The organism is Desulfuromonas acetexigens, assembly GCF_900111775.1.
Classification (GTDB): Bacteria; Desulfobacterota; Desulfuromonadia; order Desulfuromonadales; family Trichloromonadaceae; genus Trichloromonas; species Trichloromonas acetexigens.
Window position 1 is genome coordinate 396325 of the sequence record NZ_FOJJ01000001.1, and the last position, 20182, is coordinate 416506.

At 61.1% G+C, this 20182-nt stretch carries 15 protein-coding genes; 9 read left to right on the forward strand and 6 right to left on the reverse strand.

Features of this window, described 5'->3' with window-relative positions:
* The first annotated feature begins 165 nt into the window (after positions 1-165).
* Positions 166-894: a type 1 glutamine amidotransferase gene (locus BQ4888_RS01920; protein ID WP_092052923.1), complete on the forward strand. Its 729-nt coding sequence runs from the start codon at positions 166-168 to the stop codon at positions 892-894.
* A 37-nt stretch (positions 895-931) separates the two neighbouring features.
* Here the strand turns inward: BQ4888_RS01920 and nifN are convergent, their stop codons facing one another.
* The gene (nifN, locus tag BQ4888_RS01925; RefSeq protein ID WP_092052925.1) at positions 932-2218 is read right to left on the reverse strand and encodes a nitrogenase iron-molybdenum cofactor biosynthesis protein NifN; all 1287 of its coding nucleotides are present in this window, start codon (positions 2216-2218) and stop codon (positions 932-934) included.
* On the reverse strand, positions 2206-3558 hold the full coding sequence (nifE, locus tag BQ4888_RS01930) for a nitrogenase iron-molybdenum cofactor biosynthesis protein NifE (RefSeq protein WP_092052928.1): 1353 nt from the start codon (positions 3556-3558) through the stop codon (positions 2206-2208). The genes nifN and nifE overlap by 13 nt, the downstream gene beginning before the upstream one ends.
* A 348-nt stretch (positions 3559-3906) precedes the next feature.
* On the opposite strand from nifE, the gene nifV reads away from it, so the two are divergent.
* Together nifV and BQ4888_RS01940 are read left to right on the forward strand one after the other, a co-directional pair.
* Positions 3907-5046 (forward strand): homocitrate synthase, encoded by a 1140-nt coding sequence (gene nifV, locus BQ4888_RS01935; RefSeq protein WP_092052931.1) that lies wholly within the window; start codon positions 3907-3909, stop codon positions 5044-5046.
* A gap of 3 nt (positions 5047-5049) precedes the next feature.
* A complete protein-coding gene (locus tag BQ4888_RS01940) occupies positions 5050-5868 on the forward strand; it encodes a GNAT family N-acetyltransferase (RefSeq protein ID WP_092052933.1) in 819 nt (272 codons plus the stop codon).
* Between the two features lie 280 nt (positions 5869-6148).
* On the opposite strand, the gene BQ4888_RS01945 is transcribed toward BQ4888_RS01940, so the two are convergent.
* Positions 6149-6331, reverse strand: a complete 183-nt coding sequence (locus BQ4888_RS01945; protein WP_092052936.1) for a hypothetical protein — start codon at positions 6329-6331, stop codon at positions 6149-6151.
* Positions 6332-6787: 456 nt separating this feature from the next.
* On the opposite strand from BQ4888_RS01945, the gene BQ4888_RS01950 reads away from it, so the two are divergent.
* The 6 genes from BQ4888_RS01950 (at position 6788) to BQ4888_RS01975 (ending at position 18278) form a co-directional block, all read left to right on the forward strand.
* Positions 6788-9043 (forward strand): inorganic phosphate transporter, encoded by a 2256-nt coding sequence (locus BQ4888_RS01950; RefSeq protein WP_092052939.1) that lies wholly within the window; start codon positions 6788-6790, stop codon positions 9041-9043.
* 197 nt (positions 9044-9240) lie between these two features.
* On the forward strand, positions 9241-10647 hold the full coding sequence (locus BQ4888_RS01955; protein WP_092052942.1) for a radical SAM protein: 1407 nt from the start codon (positions 9241-9243) through the stop codon (positions 10645-10647).
* A 189-nt stretch (positions 10648-10836) separates the two neighbouring features.
* Positions 10837-12444, forward strand: a complete 1608-nt coding sequence (locus BQ4888_RS01960) for a response regulator (protein ID WP_170232766.1) — start codon at positions 10837-10839, stop codon at positions 12442-12444.
* A complete protein-coding gene (locus BQ4888_RS01965; RefSeq protein WP_092052947.1) occupies positions 12434-12844 on the forward strand; it encodes a response regulator in 411 nt (136 codons plus the stop codon). Before BQ4888_RS01960 ends, BQ4888_RS01965 begins: the two co-directional genes overlap by 11 nt.
* Positions 12841-17397 (forward strand): transporter substrate-binding domain-containing protein, encoded by a 4557-nt coding sequence (locus BQ4888_RS01970; protein WP_092052950.1) that lies wholly within the window; start codon positions 12841-12843, stop codon positions 17395-17397. The genes BQ4888_RS01965 and BQ4888_RS01970 overlap by 4 nt, the downstream gene beginning before the upstream one ends.
* A gap of 53 nt (positions 17398-17450) precedes the next feature.
* Entirely contained in the window at positions 17451-18278 is an 828-nt protein-coding gene (locus BQ4888_RS01975) for a nitroreductase family protein (RefSeq protein WP_092052952.1), read from the forward strand.
* Between the two features lie 18 nt (positions 18279-18296).
* Here the strand turns inward: BQ4888_RS01975 and BQ4888_RS01980 are convergent, their stop codons facing one another.
* The 3 genes from BQ4888_RS01980 to pyrE form a co-directional block, all read right to left on the reverse strand.
* Positions 18297-19265: a hypothetical protein gene (locus tag BQ4888_RS01980; protein WP_092052955.1), complete on the reverse strand. Its 969-nt coding sequence runs from the start codon at positions 19263-19265 to the stop codon at positions 18297-18299.
* 79 nt (positions 19266-19344) lie between these two features.
* Positions 19345-19524: a hypothetical protein gene (locus tag BQ4888_RS01985; protein WP_092052958.1), complete on the reverse strand. Its 180-nt coding sequence runs from the start codon at positions 19522-19524 to the stop codon at positions 19345-19347.
* An 80-nt stretch (positions 19525-19604) separates the two neighbouring features.
* Positions 19605-20165, reverse strand: coding sequence for an orotate phosphoribosyltransferase (pyrE, locus tag BQ4888_RS01990; RefSeq protein ID WP_092052960.1), 561 nt, complete (start codon positions 20163-20165; stop codon positions 19605-19607).
* Positions 20166-20182 lie beyond the last annotated feature (17 nt).

Here is a 20182-nt window from a genome sequence, read left to right on the forward strand (position 1 = left end):
TTTTAACCACTGAGCCACTGAGAACACTTAGAAAAAACAGTCAGTTAAAAGCTAATGCTTAGCAAAAGAGTTTAACTCGATGTTTTTGCTTGCTCCGCGATCTCTGTGCCTCCGTAGTGGGCGTTGTCTTGATTTTCAGATGAACAACGAAGACCAGGAGGAACCATGATTCTCATCGTCGAAAACGACCCCCGCTGTCCGGCGGGGCTCTACGGCAAGCTCCTGCGGGACTGGCGGGTTTCCCACGGGGTGTGGCGTCCCTATGCCGGGGAAACCGCCCCGCCCCTGCGCCGGGCCGGCGGCGTCATCATCCTCGGCGGCACGTTGGGCGTTCATGATCAGGCGAGCCACCCCTTCCTGGCCCGGGTCAAGGCTTTCGTCCATGAGATCCTGGCGGAAAATCTGCCCTGCCTCGGCATCTGTCTCGGCGGCCAGCTGCTGGCCGAGGCTCTCGGCGCCGGGGTGCACTCCGGTCATTCCGGTGAACAGGGCTGCCATTCTTTGACCCTGAGCGCCGCTGGGCGCAAAGATCCGCTCTTCGCCGGGCTGCCCGACAGCTTTCCCGTCTTCCATTGGCACAACGACAGCTTCGAAGTCCCCGAAGGGGCCGAGCTTCTGGCCTCGACGGCCGATTGTCCGGCTCAGGCCATTCGTTACGGCAAGGCCTGGGGGGTGCAATTTCACCCGGAGATCGACGGGACAATCATGCGGGACTGGTGCGAAAAGGCCCTGGACAAAGGACCACTGATCACCGATTTCCAGCGGCGGCAGTTCAGCTTGCATCTGGTTGGGGAGCAACTGTTGCAAAATTTTCTCGGGGTGGTCGCTTCCTGCCAGTCTGCCCTCTCCTCACGCCCTAATCCAGCCGCAGATCGTTATTGCCATATCCGTTAAACCGCGTGCCCCCCCTCTTCCTTCCGTTTGAGGGGGATCACCCATGCCCCCTAAACTTCTCCGCCGCGTTGGCGCACTCGCATAAAAAGTAGGCCCCACCTTCATACAACACATCATGTTTTAACGGATTTCCCACCTCCTCCCAATTGGGAAAACCGCGCAGCACCAAGGGCTTGTGCAACCGGTGCGCCAGGGCCTCGCAGTGGCCGTTGCCGACGACCAGGTCGTAGTCGCCCCCCAGGTTCTCGGCATCTTCAAGATCGCCGACCAGTACACGCTCCGCCGGAATCTTTTCCAACGAGGACGAAGCCACCGTGCTGATGGCGACGGAGACCCTGGCTCCGGCCTCGTGCAGGGTGAGACAGAGACCGGCCAGCTGATCCGGTTCGCCGACGGCGAGAACCCGGGTCTGGCCCAGGGAGAAATGGCTGTCGAGCATGGCGTCCTGCAGGCGTTTGCGCCAGCGGACGACGGCCGGCGGCGGCAACTCGCGGCCGCTTTCGGCAAGCAGCCAGGACGCCAGGGCGTCGGTGCCGGAAAGTCCGCTCACCTGGGCGAAGTGCCGGTGGCGGATGAAGGGATTTTTCTTTTGCAAGGCTTCGGCGCAGCCGCGCATGGAATCGCCGACGCTCACCACCAGCCCGGCGTCGGCCAGGCGCCGGATCTCCCCGACCGCGATGCCGCCGCTGGAGAGAGCCGCCTGTTTCTCCCCGAGATGGCCGTCGAGGGCGGTCGACAGGTCGGGGAGCGCGAGCACGTCAAAGCCGAAGGCGGCGATGAACTCCTTGAGTTTCTCCACCTCGATGGAGGTGAGACCGACATGGGGGAGCAGCACCAGCTTGTCGTCGTTGATCTCTTCAGTCGGCGCGACCAGCTGCTCGATCATCGCCTGAGTCGCCAGCGCCCAACCGCTCTCCAGCCCCCCTTCGTAATCGGGGGTGTTGACATAGACCAGGGGAAAGTCGATTTTTGAAGCAACGCCGCGCAGATCGTCCCCCTTGGTTTCGGTCAGGCCGGTGCTGTGCAGACCGATCAGGCCTGGGCTGACCTTGGCGGTGATGTTCTTCACCGCTTCGACGATGCTGGTATCGCCGCCGTCGAGAATGGCGGTCACGTCGGTGACGGCGGTGGTCTGGATGGCGATCGGCTCGCAGAAATGGCGGGTATAATAGACCTTGGCGAAGCTGGTGCAGCCCATGGCGCCGTGCATCAGCGGCATGCAGCGGTCGACGCCGAGAAAGGCCAGGGTCGCCCCCATCGGCTGGGAGAGCTTGAAGGGGTTGACCTGCAACGGCTTGCGCGTTTTCATCATCACTTCTCCCATGGCGCCCTCCGTGCTACGTTGCGGAACACCGGATTCTCCAGGGCGTTCCTGAGATCTTCGGCCAGGTTGAGCAGTCCCGCGTAGCCGCCGTAGCTCTTCTTCTTTTCCTGATTGACGTCGGCGAAGGCGATCCCCTTCTTGATCGCCGTATAGAGGCTGCGTCCCCCCGCCAGCAATAGCTGGGCGCCGGTCTCGTCGATGATCCGCGCCTGCTCCTGCCCCGGCTTGGTCATCAACACCGCGTCCGGGCCGAGATATTCCCGAGCCTTCTCCCGATCCGCCTCCGTCGATTTGCCCACCGCCGTCGCCACCACCTCGATGCCAAGATCCTGCAAGGCCGCGGCGATGGACCAGGCCTTGTTGCCGCCGGTGTTGAGCACCGCTTTCTTGCCGCGAAACACTTCCCGGTAGGGGGCGAGCCGTTCCTCCAGCTTCGCCTCCTCGCGGACGATCAGCTTTTGGGTGCGTTCGATCAGGTCGGAGTCCCCCAGGGCCTCGGCGATGGCCAGCAGCCCCGCCGAGGTGTCGCGCTTGCCGTAGAAAGAGAGGGAGACGAAAGGGATGTCGTAGCGCTCCTGCATCTTGCGGGTCAGGGAGATCAAAGATTTGGCGCAGACCAGGACGTTCAGTCGGGCGCGGTGGGCGGTGCGGATGGCCGCGATGCGCCCATCACCGCTCAAAGTCGACAGAACGCGGATACCCAGCTCTTCCAGCAGATGGGAATATTGCCAGAGATCACCGGTGACGTTGTATTCGCCGATCAGGTTGATGTCGAAATCCGTCGTGAATTCGGGCTCGGCGGTGCCGATCAGGTGGCGCAGCACCGCCTCGCCGCCGAGGCGGCTGCCGAGATTCTTGCCGCCGACGAAGCCGGGGGCGTGCACCGGCACCACCGGCAGGCCGTACTGTTCCGCCGCCTCCTTGCAAATGGCGTCGATATCGTCGCCGATCAGGGCGGTAACACAGGTGGCATAGACAAAGATCGCCGACGGGGCGTAGTGCGTCAGGATATGGGCGATGGCATCGCGCAGCTTCCCCTCGCCGCCGAAAACCACGTCGTTGTTGGTGATGTCGGTGGTGAAACCCATCTGGGTGAAATCCCGCCCCGGATGGCTGGTTTTGGTGGCGCGGGTTTCCCAGGAGGCGCCGAGGCAGGTGATCGGGCCGTGCACCAGATGGGCGGCGTCGGCGTAAGGGAAGAGAGAAATCTGCGCCCCTTCGAAGGCGCAGCCGCCGGTGGTCGCCCCCGGCGTCGGGGCGTTGCAGGCGGCCTTTTTCGTCGGGCTGTGGGCGCAGGCGCTTTCGTTGAGCAGTTCCTTGATTTTCGGTTTACCGGCCATGGCGCGTCCCTTTCCAGAAAAATCGGGATTCAAGCCTGGTCACGGCGTTGGGACGAGGCGCTCGCTTTGTCCTACAGCAAAAGCCTTGCCAGGATAAAAAACATCGGAGAATGGGCCTTCGACATTGCTGGAACGGCTGATCACCGAATAAAAAGCAGGCAGATTGCCGCTTTTTTCGGCAGAATTGCGCGCCGAGAATCCCAAAAAACCCTGTATTTGCCCCCTTTCCACAACGGCACGGCCCTTGCTCTACCCTAAGCTGACCACGCCGGCACCGCCGCCGGCCGCACTCGGCGACGCCGCCCCGGACTCCCTATCGAGCCGGGGCTTTGCTTTTGGAGGTGGACCATGGAACAGCTGGATGGAACGCGCATCATCATTGACGACACCACCCTGCGCGACGGCGAACAAACCGCCGGGGTCGTCTTCAGCCGCGCGGAAAAAGTCGCCATTGCCCGCATGCTCGACGCAATCGGCGTCGGCGAACTGGAGTGCGGTATCCCCGCCATGGGCGCGGCCGAGAGGGCCGACGTCAAGGCTCTGGTCGATCTCGGCCTCAAGGCCCGGCTCATCACCTGGAACCGGGCGGTCGTCTCCGACATCCAGGCTTCCATCGACAGCGGCGTGAGTGCCGTCGACATTTCCCTCTCCGTCTCCGACATCCACATCGCTAAAAAACTACGCCAGTCCCGGGACTGGGTCCGAAAGCAGCTCAAGGTCGCCTGCGGTTTCGCCAAGCGTCACGGCCTGTATGTCTCCATCGGCGGCGAGGACGCCAGCCGGGCCGATCTCGACTTTCTCGTCGAGCTGATGACCATCGGCCGCGAGCTGGGCGCCGACCGTTTCCGCTTCTGTGACACCCTGGGCATTCTCGATCCCTTTTCCACCTACGAAAAAGTGAAATATCTGGCAGATCGGGTCGACCTCGACCTCGAAGTGCACACCCACAACGACCTGGGGATGGCCACCGCCAACGCCCTGGCCGGCATCCGCGCCGGAGCGCGCTTCGTCAACACCACGGTCAACGGCCTCGGCGAGCGGGCCGGGAACGCCGCCTTCGAAGAGGTGGTCATGGGATTGAAACACGCCTGCGGCGTCGATCTCGGCCTCGACACCCGGCGCTTCGTCGAGCTGTCACGACTGGTCGGTTGCGCCAGTTGTCGGCCGGTGCCGGACTGGAAGGCGGTGGTCGGCGAGAAGGTCTTTTCCCACGAGTCGGGTCTGCACGCCGACGGCGTGCTGAAAAACCCAGGCAACTACGAAGGCTTCGATCCGGCGGAAGTCGGCCTGGAGCGGCATCTGGTGGTCGGCAAGCATTCCGGGCGGCACGGCCTCGGTTACCGCCTGCGTCAGCTCGGTATCGACCTGGAGCGGAGCGAACTCGATGCCCTGCTGGAGCGAGTGCGGGGGATTTCCCAGCGCAACAAACGCCCCTTGAGCGACCCGGAACTGCGCCTGCTCTGCGGCACGTTGCGGAAGGTGGCCTGAGCCGTGACGGAGATTCGCACCGCGACGGCGGCGGACTGGGACATTTTCGCGCGCTTGGCCGCCGCCGAGAACTGGCGGATTTCACCGGCGGAGCGGCAACTCTTTCGCGGCCCCTGGGCGGGGCATGCCCTTGCCCTGGAAATCGATGGCCAATGGCGCGGTTTCGTCACCGCGGTCCCCCACCAACGCAGCGGCTGGATCGGCAACCTTATCGTGCCACCGGAATCTCGGGGCCGTGGGTACGGCCGACAGCTCTTTGCAGCGGCCGTGGCCCGGTTGGAAAGAAAAAGGCTGAACAATCTCTGGCTGACGGCCTCGGAGCAGGGACGACCGCTTTATAAACAATACGGCTTCGCGAAAATCGACGAAATCGAGCGGTGGGTGGGCGATGGCGTTGGCGGCGGGTGCGATGACGGCTTACGAAACAACGAAGGACTGTGGCTCGCCGACAGCCGCGCCTGGGGGGAAAGCCGCCGCGAACTGCTGATGGCGGTGGCCAACCACGGTCGCGCTTTTATCGCCGGGGATGTGGTGATCTTCTTACAGCAGGGCGGCGACATGAACATCCTCGGTCCCTGGTACAAGGACAAAGGGGAATCCGATCCCTGTGCTAACCGCGACCTGCTGCGACAGGCCCTCACCGCCGCCGATCCCGGCCGTGAACTGGTGATCGACACTCTCCTCTCCTCCCCCGTGCATCCTCTTTTAGCCGAAGTCGGCTTCATCCCCAGCCGCCGCGCGGCACTGATGGTCCGGGGCGGCCCCGGCGCAGCGCGCCTGGACCGGATGTTGGCGTTGGCGAGCCTGGGGAGTGTGGGCTAGGTCCGGTGAAAGTGCGGGGAGGAAAACGCGCGGAGCATCGCCGCGCCGACCGAAAACTTCCCCATGTCATTCATCGGCGAGCCAGAAAAGAGGGGTTTGTTGTGGATTTTTTGGGCGAGGATAGTTAAGCCTGAAATCGTTGTCATCACTATGAAAAGCCGCCTACGGGATCAACCCAGTAGGCGGCTTTTGGCGTATGAAAGGGGCTGAAAGTTAGACGTAACGCTGACAAACTTATGAAGGTGTTTTCGCGAGGCGAACGCTTCAGCGCCCACTCAATCTACAATGGTCGAGGTCGGCAGACGTTCTTGCCGTCATGAACTTTTGCGCCGCAGTTGAGGCACACAAAACGGGGATCATCGAATAATTCCTTGTCGAGTTGCGGGTTGCGTTCTTTGTAGCTCAGCTGACAGGCATGCAGATCGCAATGTTCTTCCGGATTTTCACAGCTCCATTCAGTCATCGGTGCTCTCCTTTGCTCTACTGGGGGTACGATTGTAGCTACGGGATAATTCCAGAAAGGGTTATCCCCTGGCCTGCGAAGGGAGAAGTTACATCTTCTTCATCCGCTTCTCCCCTCCCCTTAAGTGTTGAGTTTTTTAATCATACCTCGCCTTTACGCAGGCGCAACCCACAGATAGTTTGCCCTGAGATGAATCCGCAATGGCGGTTTCTCGGGCGCCGGCCGAAAAACTTCAGGTTTCTTTGGTAATATTCAAAACGCTAACACGATCCTAACATTTCTCCTGTAAAAGCTGTACGTTTTGCTGCGAGTCAGGCATAACCATCATTCACGAACGGATTGGGGTCAGGACAGAAATTCTGACCGGCCCGTCGTCCATTTGTGGCGCTCCGGATATTTTCGGCCCCCACAGGAAGCGTCCCGCCGACGGTCGCGGGGAAAGGAAAGCTAGGCATCATGAGTATGGAAATTCTTTTTGTCGGGGTGGTGATCCTCGGTCTGGTCGCCTTTTTCGACATTATGGTCGGGGTCAGCAACGATGCGGTGAATTTTCTCAATTCGTCCATTGGTTCACGGGTAGCGCCGCGAACGACCATCATGATCATCGCCAGCCTCGGGATCATGGCCGGGGTAACCTTCTCCAGCGGCATGATGGAGGTGGCCCGCAGCGGCATTTTCCATCCCCAGTTCTTCACCCTGCCCGAATTGCTCACCATCTTTCTGGCGGTGATGATCACCGACGTCATTCTGCTCGACCTGTTCAACACCTACGGCCTCCCCACCTCGACCACCGTTTCAATTGTTTTTGAATTGCTCGGCGCCGCCGTCGCCCTGGCGATGCTTAAACTGCTCACGACCGGTGAGAGCCTGGTGAACGTCGTCCAGTACATCAATTCGGCCAAGGCCATCACTATCATCATGGGGATTCTGCTGTCGGTGGCCATCGCCTTTGTCTGCGGGGCGATCGTGCAGTTTTTCACCCGCTTACTCTTCACCTTCGACTATCAGAAGCGGATCAGCCGTTACGGAGCCTTGTGGGGCGGGATGGCCCTGGCTTCGATCACCTACTTTATTCTGGTCAAAGGCGCCAAGGGTGCCACCTTCATCTCCAAGCAGAACCAGGAGTGGATCAATACCCACACCGGACTGTTGCTGCTCTTGATCTTCGTGGGGGCGGCGGCGGTGTTGCAGCTTCTGCAGTTGCTCAAATTCAATATTCTCAGGCCGGTGGTGTTGATCGGCACCTTCGCTCTGGCCATGGCCTTTGCCGCCAACGACCTGGTCAACTTCATCGGTGTCCCCCTGGCCGGTCTTCATGCCTACCGGCTCGCTCTGGCCAGCGATAACCCCTTGGGCGTTACTATGGGCGGGCTGGCCGCCAAGGTCCCTTCGGAAACCTTTCTGCTGATGCTGGCCGGCGGCGTCATGGTGGTGACCCTGTGGCTGTCGAAAAAGGCCCGCACCGTGACCGAAACGGAAATCAGTCTGAGCCAGCAGGAAGAGGGGAATGAGCGCTTCGAGTCGATTTTCCTCTCCCGGGCTATCGTCCGGCTGGTGCTGCATCTCTCCGATACCGTCCGCCTGATCATCCCGCAGGGGGTGCGCAGCTGGATCGATCGCCGCCTCGATCCCGCCGCCGCCGCGCCGGTGCTGGTCGACGGCCGCATCCCTTCCTTCGATCTGCTGCGGGCCACGGTCAACCTGATGGTGGCCAGCGCTCTGATTTCCTACGCCACTGCCAGCAAGCTCCCGCTCTCGACCACCTACGTGACCTTCATGGTCGCCATGGGCAGCTCCTTCGCCGACCGGGCCTGGGGACGGGATAGCGCCGTCTACCGTGTCACCGGAGTGTTGACGGTGATCGGCGGCTGGTTCATGACTGCGGTCGTCGCCTTCCTCTCCGCCGCCCTCTGCGCTACCGTCATCTTCTATGGCGAAGCCTTCGGTGTCGTGGTGCTGCTCGTTTTAGCCGGAGCGATGATCTGGAATGCCCACCGCAAGCATCAATCGATGGTGCGCGAGGCGCAGATGGAAAAGGTCTTCAATCTCAAGACCGTGGATGATCCCCGGGCGGCGGTGGCCATCACCTTCGAGCATATGAGCTTATTGCTCCGCGAAATCCGCACTTCCCTCGACGTTTCCCTCGACGCCCTCTTCCGGCAAAGCTTCGACCGTCTCGGCGTCGAACGTAAGAAGATCTCCCATGTTCAGCAGTGGTCCAACATCATCAGTGCCAACGTCTTGAAAGCCATGCGCCTTCTCGATCAACAAGGTCTCGCCGTTTCCCACCGCTACGCCCAGACTATCCGTCGGCTGCAGAAGCTCACCGACGGCTACCGCGACATCGTGTTGCGGGGATACACCCATATCGGCAATCATCACAAGGGGTTGCTGCCGGTGCAGATCGAAGAACTCGAAGAGGTGCGCCGACTGTTGCAGGACATCCTCCTCGAGGTCGAGCAGACCTTCAGTCGCAAGCAGACCGCCAATCTCGAGCGGTTGACAGCCAAAGACCACCAGTTGCGGGCCTTGGCCGCCGACCTCAATCTCCGCCAGGCGGCCCGCATCAAGGACAATACCTCCAAGACCCGGCTGAGCATCCTCTATTACGGCATCGTCGGCAACGCCATGATGCTCTCCAAGCAGAACCTCGAACTGTTGGAGATTTTCGATCATTCCTTCGGGGCTTTCGAAGAGCCGCCGAGTCCCTGAGCGATCCTGTTTTCATTCAGGGAAAAAAGATCAGGATTGACCATCAGCATCGAAGGATAAAAAACGACATTTCCGACAAATCCCCCCTATTCCCCATCCTCGGGACCATGCTAATATTCGCCAGTTTTTTCAACCGTCTGTCCGGCTCTGCCGGCAGGCGGTTTTTTGGTCCGCATCTTTCTTTTCGGGGGTTTTCCATGGGACTTTCAGAGGACCGCAAACGGCAGTTTATTGAAGAAAACCGCGCGGAATACGGCGAGCGCTATGACCTGCTCCGCTTTTCCGATTCGCACCGTCTCGCCACCGCCAGCGCCGAGCGTGAGCAGCTATTGGCCGAACTGAACGGGCGCGGCGCGATGTGCGGTTACGAAGGGACCAAGCTCGACTGCCGCCGCCTTTCCCCAGGCTGTGTCGAGTGCGGCGCCGGGACCTGGTCGTGCCTCTTTATCAGCGGCAAGTGCAACCGGGACTGCTTCTACTGCCCGACCGCCCAGGACGAAATTGGCCTGCCGACCACCAACACGGTCAACTTTCGCCGTCCCAGCGATTACGTGGCCTATCTCGAACGCTTCGGTTTCAAGGGGATGAGCATCAGCGGCGGCGAGCCCCTGCTCACCCCCGGCCGCACCCTGGCCTTTATCGCCGCCGCCCGCGCCCATTTCGGCCGGCGGATGCACATTTGGCTCTACACCAACGGTACCCTGCTCGACCGGGAGATGCTGCGACGGCTGCGCGATGCCGGTCTCGACGAGATCCGTTTCGATATCGGCGCCACCGACTATTCGCTGAAAAAGGCGGCTCTGGCGGCGGAGGAGATTCCCTGCGTGACGGTGGAGATTCCGGCCATCCCCGAAGAGCTCGAGTTGATGAAGGGAAAGCTGGCGGAAATGCAAGAGGTCGGCGTCCGCCATCTCAACCTGCACCAGCTGCGGTTGACACCCTATAATTTCGAAAAACTGATCCAGCGGAACTACACCTATCTGCACGGCGAAAAGGTGACGGTGCTCGAATCGGAACTGACGGCCTTGCGCCTGATTCGTCACGGTTTGGAGCGGGGCATCGATCTGCCGGTCAACTACTGCTCCTTTGTCTACAAAAACCGCTTCCAGCAAGCCGCCGCGCGCCGGCGCAATGCCCCCTTCGTCAAGAAGGGCTTCGAGGATCTGACGGAGAGCGGCTATCTGCGCACCCTGACACTGCTCGGGGATACGGACTCGATCGCCGCACAGGCCGAGCGCTTCCGCCAGGCGGGGGCCGCCGCTGAACTCTGGGCCTTCGGCGGCACCCGGGATCGTCTGAACGTCAGCGCCTCTCTTATCCCTCTGATCGCCTGGGGTAATTTCCGTCTGCTGGTCGGCTACGGCGAAGCGGCGCAGATGTCGGCGGTCTCCTATCGCCATCCTTTTGTCGAAGTCAAGCTGACCCCCACCCAGAAGCTGGTCATCGAAAAACGTAAGGTCTGCCGCGATGTGGAATTCTCGTCGGAAACAGCCGCCGCCTTTCTGGCGGCTCTTGCCGAGGGGACATCCTTGCCGGAAGACAAGTTCTTCGACGACATCCGCCGTTTCGAATCGATGGCGCAAGGTCTCCAGGAATATTTCTGAAATTCGGATCCCGTGAACGGTCATCCTCAAGGTCTCGTTGATAAAGCCTATTCGCGCGAAGTCCTCCGCCAGGTTCACGCTCGAACGCATTTTTTACATTGCCTAAATCATCCCCACTGCTTTAATCTTTTCATATAGATGCGTCCTGCCACCCGCAATTGTTCCGCTCCCGCCCAAAGAGGTCATCCTATGGATCAGCGCATACTGATTGTCGACGACAGCCCGTCGGTCCTGAAAATTCTCAACGACGCGCTGCGCGCCGAATACCAGATCAGTGTCACCACCAGCGGCAAGGATGCCCTGGCTGTTGCCGCCGCACAGCATCCCGACCTGATCCTGCTCGACATCAAGATGCCCGACATGGATGGCTACGAGGTCTGCCGCCGCCTGAAACAGTCGCCGGAAACCCGGGACATTCCTATCCTCTTCGTCACCGTGCTGAACGAAACGGAGGACGAAGCCAAGGGTCTGGAAATGGGCGCGGTCGACTATATCACCAAGCCGATAGCTCCCTCTGTCGTCCAGGCCCGGGTGCGGGCGCACATGCGGCTGAAGCGGCATCAGGATCATCTCGAAGAGCTGGTCCGGGAACGGACCCGCGAACTGGTCGAGGCCCGCGCCCGCGCCGAGGAGGCGAACCGCGCCCAAGGCGAGTTCATCACCAACATCAGCCATGAAATTCGCACGCCGATGATCAGTGTCCTCGGCATGACCGAATTGATGCTGAAGACGGAACTGAACTCCCGGCAGCAGGAATACATGGAGACCGTCTCCGATTCGGTGACGCAGCTGAAGCGGCTGTTGAACGACCTGCTCGATTTCTCCAGTTTTGAAACCGGAAAAATCGACCTGGAGAAAGCCCCGCTCGAACCCCACCGTGTCTTTCTCCCCCTGCTCTTGGAATTCCTGGCCAAAGCGGAAAAACGCGGACTGTCCTTCTTCTGGAAGATCGATCCCAAAATTCCGGAAGTGCTTTTGGGAGACGCTGAACGCCTGAAGCAGGCGCTGGCCCATCTGCTCGACAATGCCCTGAAGTTCACCCCTTCCGGCGCCGTCGACCTGAAATGCACCCTTGACGAGAACACAGCGGCGCAGACTCCGGAGCAGCAGGTCCTACTGCGCTTTTCAATAACGGACACCGGCATCGGCATCCCGGAGAATGAACAGGAACGGATTTTTCAGCCCTTTTACCAGATCGACGGCAGTCTTTCACGCCGCTATGCCGGCACCGGCGTCGGGCTGGCCATGACCCGCCGGCTGGTGGAAATGATGGGGGGAAGCATCCGCGCGGAATCGGTCCCGGCCGGCGGTAGCCGTTTCACCTTCACCGTGCGCCTGGACCGCGAAAACGGCAACACTATGGTGGCGCAAAATCCCGGAAAAAGCTGGAACGACCTGCGTGTGCTGATCGTCGAGGATACCGAACCCAACCGGCGGCTCTTCCAGATCCTTCTGGAAAACCAGAAGTGTCATGTGCGGGTCGCCAACAATGGTCGCAAGGCTCTCGATATCCTCGAAAAGGAACCCTTTGACCTGATTCTCATGGATATCCAGATGCCGGAGATGGACGGCCTGGCGGCGACTCGGCGGATCCGCGAAGGCAGTGGCGAACACTGGAATCCGGCGATTCCCATTATCGCCCTGACCGCCCACGGCCAAGCGGGGGACCGGCAAAGTTACCTGGATGCCGGGATGAACGACTATCTGGCCAAACCCTTCCGCGCCCAAATGCTGCTGGATAAGATCGAACGTCTGGTGGTGAAACCCGCGCCGACGGAATCCGTTCATGGCCGCTGAAACGGTGGACCAGCCGAGGCTTCTCATCGTCGACGACGCCCCGCAAAACCTGCGTCTGCTCAACGGTATCCTCCGTGGCAACTACCGGATCAGCGTTGCCGTCAGCGGCCTCGAGGCGCTGGAACTTGCCGCTGCCCGGCCGCCCGACCTCATCCTGTTGGACGTATCGATGCCCGGAATGGACGGCTTCGAGGTCTGTCGCCGGCTCAAGGCTGCGCCCGCGACCCAGGAGATTCCGGTGATTTTCGTCACCGGCCTGACGGAAGAGGAAGGACGTTCCCGAGGGATCGAAGCGGGCGGCGCGGATTTCATCGTCAAACCGATCGATCCCGTTACGCTGCAAGCTAAAATCACGGCCTGTCTCGGATATTCGTTGACCGAACGGGGAAACGGCGGATGATTCGACGATTTTTCATACCATTGCTGTGGCTGTCGGCGTTGTGGCTGATCCCCTGCGCCACCCTGGAAGCAGCTCCATCACCGCAAAAGTTGATCGTCGCGTGCAGTGCCGGTTCGGCCCCCTTTCATTTTCGGGATGAGCTGGGCCAGCCGGTCGGAATGTTCGTCGACCTGTGGCGGCTGTGGGCGGAAAAGACCGGCATCGCCGTGGAGTTCCGCATCGCCAGCTGGGATGACAGCCTGCGCCTGGTGCGCGAGGGGACGGCGGATATCCATGCCGGGGTCTTTTTCAGTAAAGAAAGAGATGCCTTTCTCGACTATGCCGATCAGCTTTACGAAAGCGAAACCCACATCTTTTATCACCGCAGCGTTTCCCAGGTCAGGTCGCTGGAGGATCTGAGCGGTTTCCGCGTTGGAGTCATCGCCGGGGATCTCGCCCTTGATTACCTGCGCGAGCACCTGCCCCAGGCCACCCTGGCCATCTATCCCGACAACCAGGAGCTTTTCGACGCGGCCGAGCGCAGCGAGATCCGGGTCTTCATCAAGGACACCCCCATCGCCCTGCACCACCTCCGGCGGCGCGGGCTTCTCCCCCAGTTCGAATATCATCCTCCCTCCCCCCTTTACAGTAACTATTTCCGCGCGGCCGTGCGCGAAGGCAACGTCGAGCTTTTGACCCTGGTCAACGACGGCTTGCGTCGCATCACCCCGAAAGAGAAGGCCGCCGTCGTCCGGCGCTGGATGGCGGAACTGGAAAAATGGCGGGAGGACCGCCTGATCGTCGGCCTGCCGGACGGCGCCCTCCCCTTTTCCGGGCGGAACTTCCGGGGAGAACCGGTCGGTATGCTCGTCGATATCTGGAAGCTCTGGGCGCAAAAGAGCGGCCGCGATATCGACTTTCGCCTCGCCTCCTGGCCCCAACTCTTTGAAGCACTGAAACAGGGGGAAATCGATCTCCACGGCGGCCTGTTCACCTCCCCCGAACGCTGGCGCTTCATGGATTTCTCCCAACCCTTTTATCAGGTGGTTTCGGGCCTCTTCTACCATGAACGCCTGGGCGTCTTGACCAAGACCGAGGAGCTGAAGGATTTCAAGGCCGGAGCGATTGCCGGAACGGTCTACGGCCCCTACCTGAACAGTCGCTTCCCCTCCTTGCGGGTGATTGAATACACCGATACGGGAGCCTTGATTGCGGCCGCGAGCAAAGGAGAGATCGACCTCTTCCTCGATCAAACGCCCATCGTCCTAGCCCTGCTCGACCGCATGGGGGAACGGGGCAGTTTCCGCCTTCTGGAAGGGGTGATGGAACAAAGCGCCCTGAGAGCCGGGGTCGCCAAAGGCTCGCCCCTGCTCGCCATCGTCGATACCGCATTCGACGCGATCCAGGCGAAGGAACTGGAAGCGATCGAAAAAACCTGGATCGCCCCGGGGGAAGAAGCCCTCGCCGCCAAGGCTATCCCCGACATCCGCCTGACCGCCGCCGAACAGGCCTGGATCGCCGAGCATCGCAACCTGCGTCTGGGGGTCGACCCGAACTGGCCGCCCTTCGAATATTTCGACGACAAGGGGGAATATCGGGGGATGGCGGCGGACTACATCGCCCTGCTCAACGAACGCCTGGGCCTCTCGATGAATGCCGTTTTCGGCCTGACCTGGGCCCAGGTGGAAGCGGGCGCCCGGGACCGCGCCCTCGATGTTCTCTCCTGTCTGACCGAAACTCCGGCCCGCGGGCAGGTTCTCAACTTCACCCAACCGTACCTCTCCTTTCCCATGGTCGTCATTATGCGCGACGATGCCCCGCTGATTACCGAGTTGGCCGATCTGCGGGAAAAACTGGTCGTCGTCGTCGAAGGCTACGCCATTCATCAATATCTGCGCGAGCAGAACCCGGAAATCCAGGTGCGAACGGTGAAGGCTCCCCTCGACGGCCTACACACCGTTTCCCTGGGCCAGGCCGATGCTTACATCGACAACCTGGCGGTCGCCACCCATCTGATCCAGAGTCACCAGCTGACCAACCTGAAGATTGCCGCCCCGGCTTCCCAATGGAGCGACGATCTGCGCATCGGCGTCCGCTCGGACTGGCCGCAACTGGTGACCATCCTCGACAAGGGCCTGGCGAGCATCACAGCCGAAGAACACAGTGCGATTCGGCAAAAGTGGCTTTCGGTACGCTATGACTACGGCATCAACCCCGCCGAGGTCCGCCGCTGGGGCCTCTACGCCCTGCTGCTGACCAGCCTGCTCATCGCTCTCTTCCTGCTCCGCAACCGCTACCTGCAACGCTGGAACGCCCGCCTCAGCGCCGAGATCGATGAGCGCCTGGCGGCCGAACGCCGAGCCGAAGCGGCCAATGACGCCAAATCGGAATTTCTCGCGAACATGAGCCACGAAATCCGCACGCCGATGAACGCCATTTTAGGCATGACCCATCTCGCCCTGCAGACCCCCCTCGATACCCGGCAGCGGGATTATCTGGATAAGGTCGAAACCTCAGGGCGGATGCTCATGCGGGTGATCGACGACATCCTCGATTTTTCCAAGATCGAGGCGGGGCGTCTGGATATGGAGCAGGTGGAGTTTTCCCTCGACGACGTTCTCAAAAACCTCGCCGATCTCTCGGCGAGCAAGGCCCAACGCAAGGGGCTGGAACTGGTCTTCGCCCCGGCCCCGGATCTGCCCCGGCAACTGCTTGGCGACCCCCTGCGCCTCGAACAGGTGCTGCTCAACCTGGTGGACAACGCCGTCAAGTTCACTCCGGCGGGAGAAGTCGTCTTGACCGTAGACCGTCTCTCCGCCGAAACAGAGGAAGTCGTGCTTCGTTTTACCGTGGAGGATACGGGCATCGGCCTTAGCGCTGACCAGATTTCCCGCCTCTTCCGCCCCTTCACCCAGGCCGACAACACCACCACCCGTCGTTTCGGTGGCACCGGTCTGGGGCTGGCCATCAGCCGCCGACTGGTGGAGATGATGGGCGGGGAAATCGGCGCCGAAAGCGAAGAGGGCCAAGGCAGCCGGTTCTCCTTCACCGCCCGTTTCGGATCGGTCGCCGCCGAAGCGGAAGCCGCCCTCGCTCCTGATCCTGATCTACGGGGTCTGCCGGTTCTGCTCGTCGACGACAATGCCTCCAGCCGTCACGCCCTGCGCCTGATTCTCGAATCCCTGACCTTTACCGTGAGCGAAGCGACATCGGCCGACGAGGCCCTGGCCCGCTTCGCTGAAAGTTCGCCGCCGAAACTGATTCTGATCGACGAAAGCCTGCCGGAAATAAGCGGGCTCGAACTGGCACGGAGGATCAAGGACACTCCCGGCGAACAGCGGGTCATTCTGCTCGCCTCGACCAGCGAGGGGGACGATGTCCGCAGCCGCGCCTTGCGCGCCGGCATCAACTGGCTCGTCTTCAAACCGGTCAACCGTTCCGCCCTTTTCGACGTGATCATGAACGCCTTTGCCCGTACCAGCCCACGCGAAACGTCGCCACGGCGAACCCGGCGTTTCGCCCTCGGCGGCGCCCGGGTGCTGGTGGTGGAAGACAACGCCATCAACCAGCAGGTGGCTAAAGAACTGCTGACGGTGGCCGGGATGGAGGTCCAGGTCGCCGACAACGGTGTCCAGGCCCTGGAACGCCTCGACCGGGAAAGTTTCGATCTGGTTCTCATGGACATCCAGATGCCGGAAATGGACGGCTTAGAGTGCACCCGACAGATCCGCGATCGGGCCGCCCTCAACCACGCCCTGCGCAACCTGCCGATTATCGCCATGACCGCCCACGCCATGGCCGGGGACCGGGAAAAAAGCCTGGCGGCAGGGATGAACGACCATGTCACCAAACCCCTTGATCCTGAACAGTTCTACGCCGTGCTCGCCGGTTGGCTGGGCAACCGCTGGCGGGGTGCGCCTGCCCTGACAAGCCAGGCCGAAGATGGCACGCCCCTCCCCGAATTCAACACCATCCATACGGCCGCCGGTCTGCGCTGCGTGGCCGGCAACCGCCCGCTCTACCGTGCCCTGCTTCGGGACTTTTACCGGGACAACCGGGAAACGATGGGGGATATTCGGGAAAGCCTGAAATCCGGGGACCGGGAACGGACGCAGCGTCTGGCCCACACCCTGAAAGGGGTGGCGGGGAATATCGGCGCGGAGGCGGTATGGGAAGCCGCCAGAAAGCTGGAACTAGCTATAATCAAAGGAAAAAACGACATCGAACCGGCCCTGAAGGAGACGGAAGACGCCCTGGCGCTGGTTATGGCGGAACTGGCGGAGCTCCCCGAAGAGAAACTGGCAGCGGCAGCTGATCCCCCCGAGGAAACGGATTTTGCCGCACTCGCCCGACAACTGGAGGTATTGGCCGACTATCTGCGCCTGAACGACACCGATGCGGAAACCGCTTTTGCTTCGCTGCGGGATGATCTGATCCGCCTGAGCCCGGAAAAGACTGCGGCGTTCGAGGAAAAGCTTCTCGTTTACAACTTCAAAGAGGCGCAGGAAATCCTTGAAACGATCGCCGAAGCCCTGGAACCGTCTTTTACCGACACCCAGGGGCCGACAACCTAAACGCACTCAGCACATCCGATTGAATCGCTTTTCATCTATGGGAAGGTCACAGCATGCTTGATTTCACTGTCAATCCTTCGGCCTGCACCCGTTGCGGCCAATGCGTCATCGACTGCCCGCCACGCATCATCGCCATGGATGGGGGCTATCCCGCCATCGCCGAAGAAAAAGAAGCCCTCTGTTATCGCTGTCAACATTGCCTGGCCATCTGCCCAACGGAAGCGATCTCCATTTTGGGAGTGAAGCCCGGGGACGTCACCCCACTGCAAGGGAACTATCCCCGGCCGCGACAGATGGAGACGCTCATCAAGGGGCGTCGCTCGGTGCGCCGTTATCGGGAAGAAAATCTCGAGCCGGAGTTGATTAAACATCTACTGGAGGTGGCCTGGCACGCGCCGACCGGGGTCAATGCCCGGCAGGTGCGCTTTACCGTGGTAGATGACCGAGAGAAGATGGTGGCGCTGCGCGGCGAGGTGATGGCGGGGTTGGGACGTCTGGCGCGGGAGGAAAAGCTGACGGAAGGTTTCGAGCGCTTCGCTGATTTCGTGCGCTTGTGGGAAGACAAAGGGATCGATACGATCTTTCGCGGCGCCCCGCACCTGCTGGTGGCTTCGACCCCGGAAAAGGTGCCGACCCCCCTGCTCGACTGCATGATCGCCCTGGCCTATTTCGAGCTCTTCGCCCAGAGCCACGGCGTCGGCACCGTCTGGTGCGGCCTGGCCAAGTGGGCGCTGAACGATCTGCTCCCAGAATTCCGCGCCCGGCTCGGCATCCCCGAAGACCACATCTTCGGCTACGCCATGATGTTCGGCAAACCGGCCGTCGATTACGTCCGCACGGTACAGCACGAGCCGGCCATCATCCACCGTTTCGAAGGATAGTTCGCAGCGGCGAAAGTCTTATAAATTCCAGCCCCAGTACTGGAGAAAAACGGGGAAGTTGCGCAGGTCCGAGGCTTTCCGCGCCCAGGGTTTGAGGCTGGTGTAGAAAAGGATGCCGTCCTCGCGGTCACGCCCCAGCTTTTTATCCTCACCGACCCGCCAGTCGAAGGCCCACCAGCTCATGAAAAGCCGTTCCCAGGGCTTCTGGCTGTCTTTGACGTAGTCGCGCCGCCCCCCCGCAGTTTCGTAAAACGAGGTCGACGCGCCGTCGGGCAGACCCAGCCCCTCCAGAACCTTCATCGGCTTCACCGGGGCAAGAACACTCTGATAGCCTGGTGGGGTGCGCCCATCCGCCAGCCACAAGTCCATCACCCGGTGGGTGTCTTTCCGCAGCAACAGGTGCAAACGGTGATTCGTCGGCGAACCATCGCCGTAATCGATATAGGCGGGGAGACTTTCGCCATAAACCTTCTGCCGCCCCCGCTCCCAGCCGGAAGGAAAAGCCCCTTCATCAAGGTAGGAAGTGGGGGTGAAGGCCAGGTAGCAGCCGCAGGTGTGGAGGGTGGTGATGAGGACCGGCTGTCCCGATTCGTTGAGGGTGACGATGACCAGTAGGCCGACGTTCTTCCCCCAGCCGAGACGGGTCGCGGGAACTTTTTCGAAATGAACCCGATAGGTCAGGTTCGAGTAGCTGCCGCGCGCCGTGCGGAAAGAGGTTTTGCGGGCGTAAAGGGTCGGCTCTTCGGGATCGATGTAAACCTCTTCCGCACCCTTGATGATCCGCGCCGCTGCCGTGCCGATGCGATTGAAGGAGCGTCCCGGTTCCTCGACGACAAAGACCGGGGCATGGCGGCTGAAATGCCAGGCATCGTTTCCCGCCACATAAGCGCGCAAGGAGTCGGCGCGGGGATGCTCAGGCAGGCCCGGGGCACAGCCGGCCACCGGTAGCCAGATCAGGAACAGAATAGTTTTCAGCAATAAACGCATGGCCCCTCTCCCGAGGAAGTTTCACTCTTCAGATAGCATAACCGATAGGGCCTATCCCGCCAAAAAGGAAAAACTCCCCTTATTCTTCGATGTCCTTGGCGCGGGCCAGATCCGCTTCCACGATCCAGTAAAACTGTTTGTGGGCACCGCGACTCAATTCGTCAAGCTTCGTTTCGGCGTCCTCCCGTCTGGAGTAGCACTCGACGACAAAACGTCCGCCGTTGTCATCCTGCCGCCAGAGTTCGAAAACCTGCGCCATCTCCGCCCTCTCTCGCCCCAAATGCACGAAAGGGGCGTCGAATAACGCCCCTTTCGTAAAATCATCCCTGTCGCACGGGATTACTTACCGACCACCTGGGTGCGGGTGAAGACCGCGCGCAGCGCCATCCCCTCCCCTTCGATGTTGTCGCGGGCGCCTTCCTCGCGATCGACCAGGGTGACGATACCGACCACCTCCAGCCCTTCTTCCCGAGCCCGCTCCACCGCCTTCATCGACGAACCGCCGGTGGTCGTCACGTCCTCGACAATCACCACCCGCGAGCCTTTGGGCAGATTCTTGCGCCCTTCCAGCCACTGGCCGGTGCCGTGACCTTTCGGCTCCTTGCGGATGATGAAGGCGTGCACATCGGCGCCCTCCAGTTGGGCGGCGATGGAAGTCGCGGTGGCGATGGGATCAGCGCCCAGAGTCAGACCGCCGACGCCGTGGATCGGCCCGGCAAAGGCCTTGACTTCTTTCCAGAACGCCTTGCCGACCAGAAGCCCGCCTTTGGCGTGGAGAGTCGTTTGCTTGCCGTCGAAATAAAAATTACTCTTGCGTCCCGAAGCCAGGGTCACTTCCCGCTCTTCATAGGAAAGCTCCCGGACAATCGCCATCAATTCGTCTCTCTCCGCCTGTGTCATGAAAATCCTCCCAATGG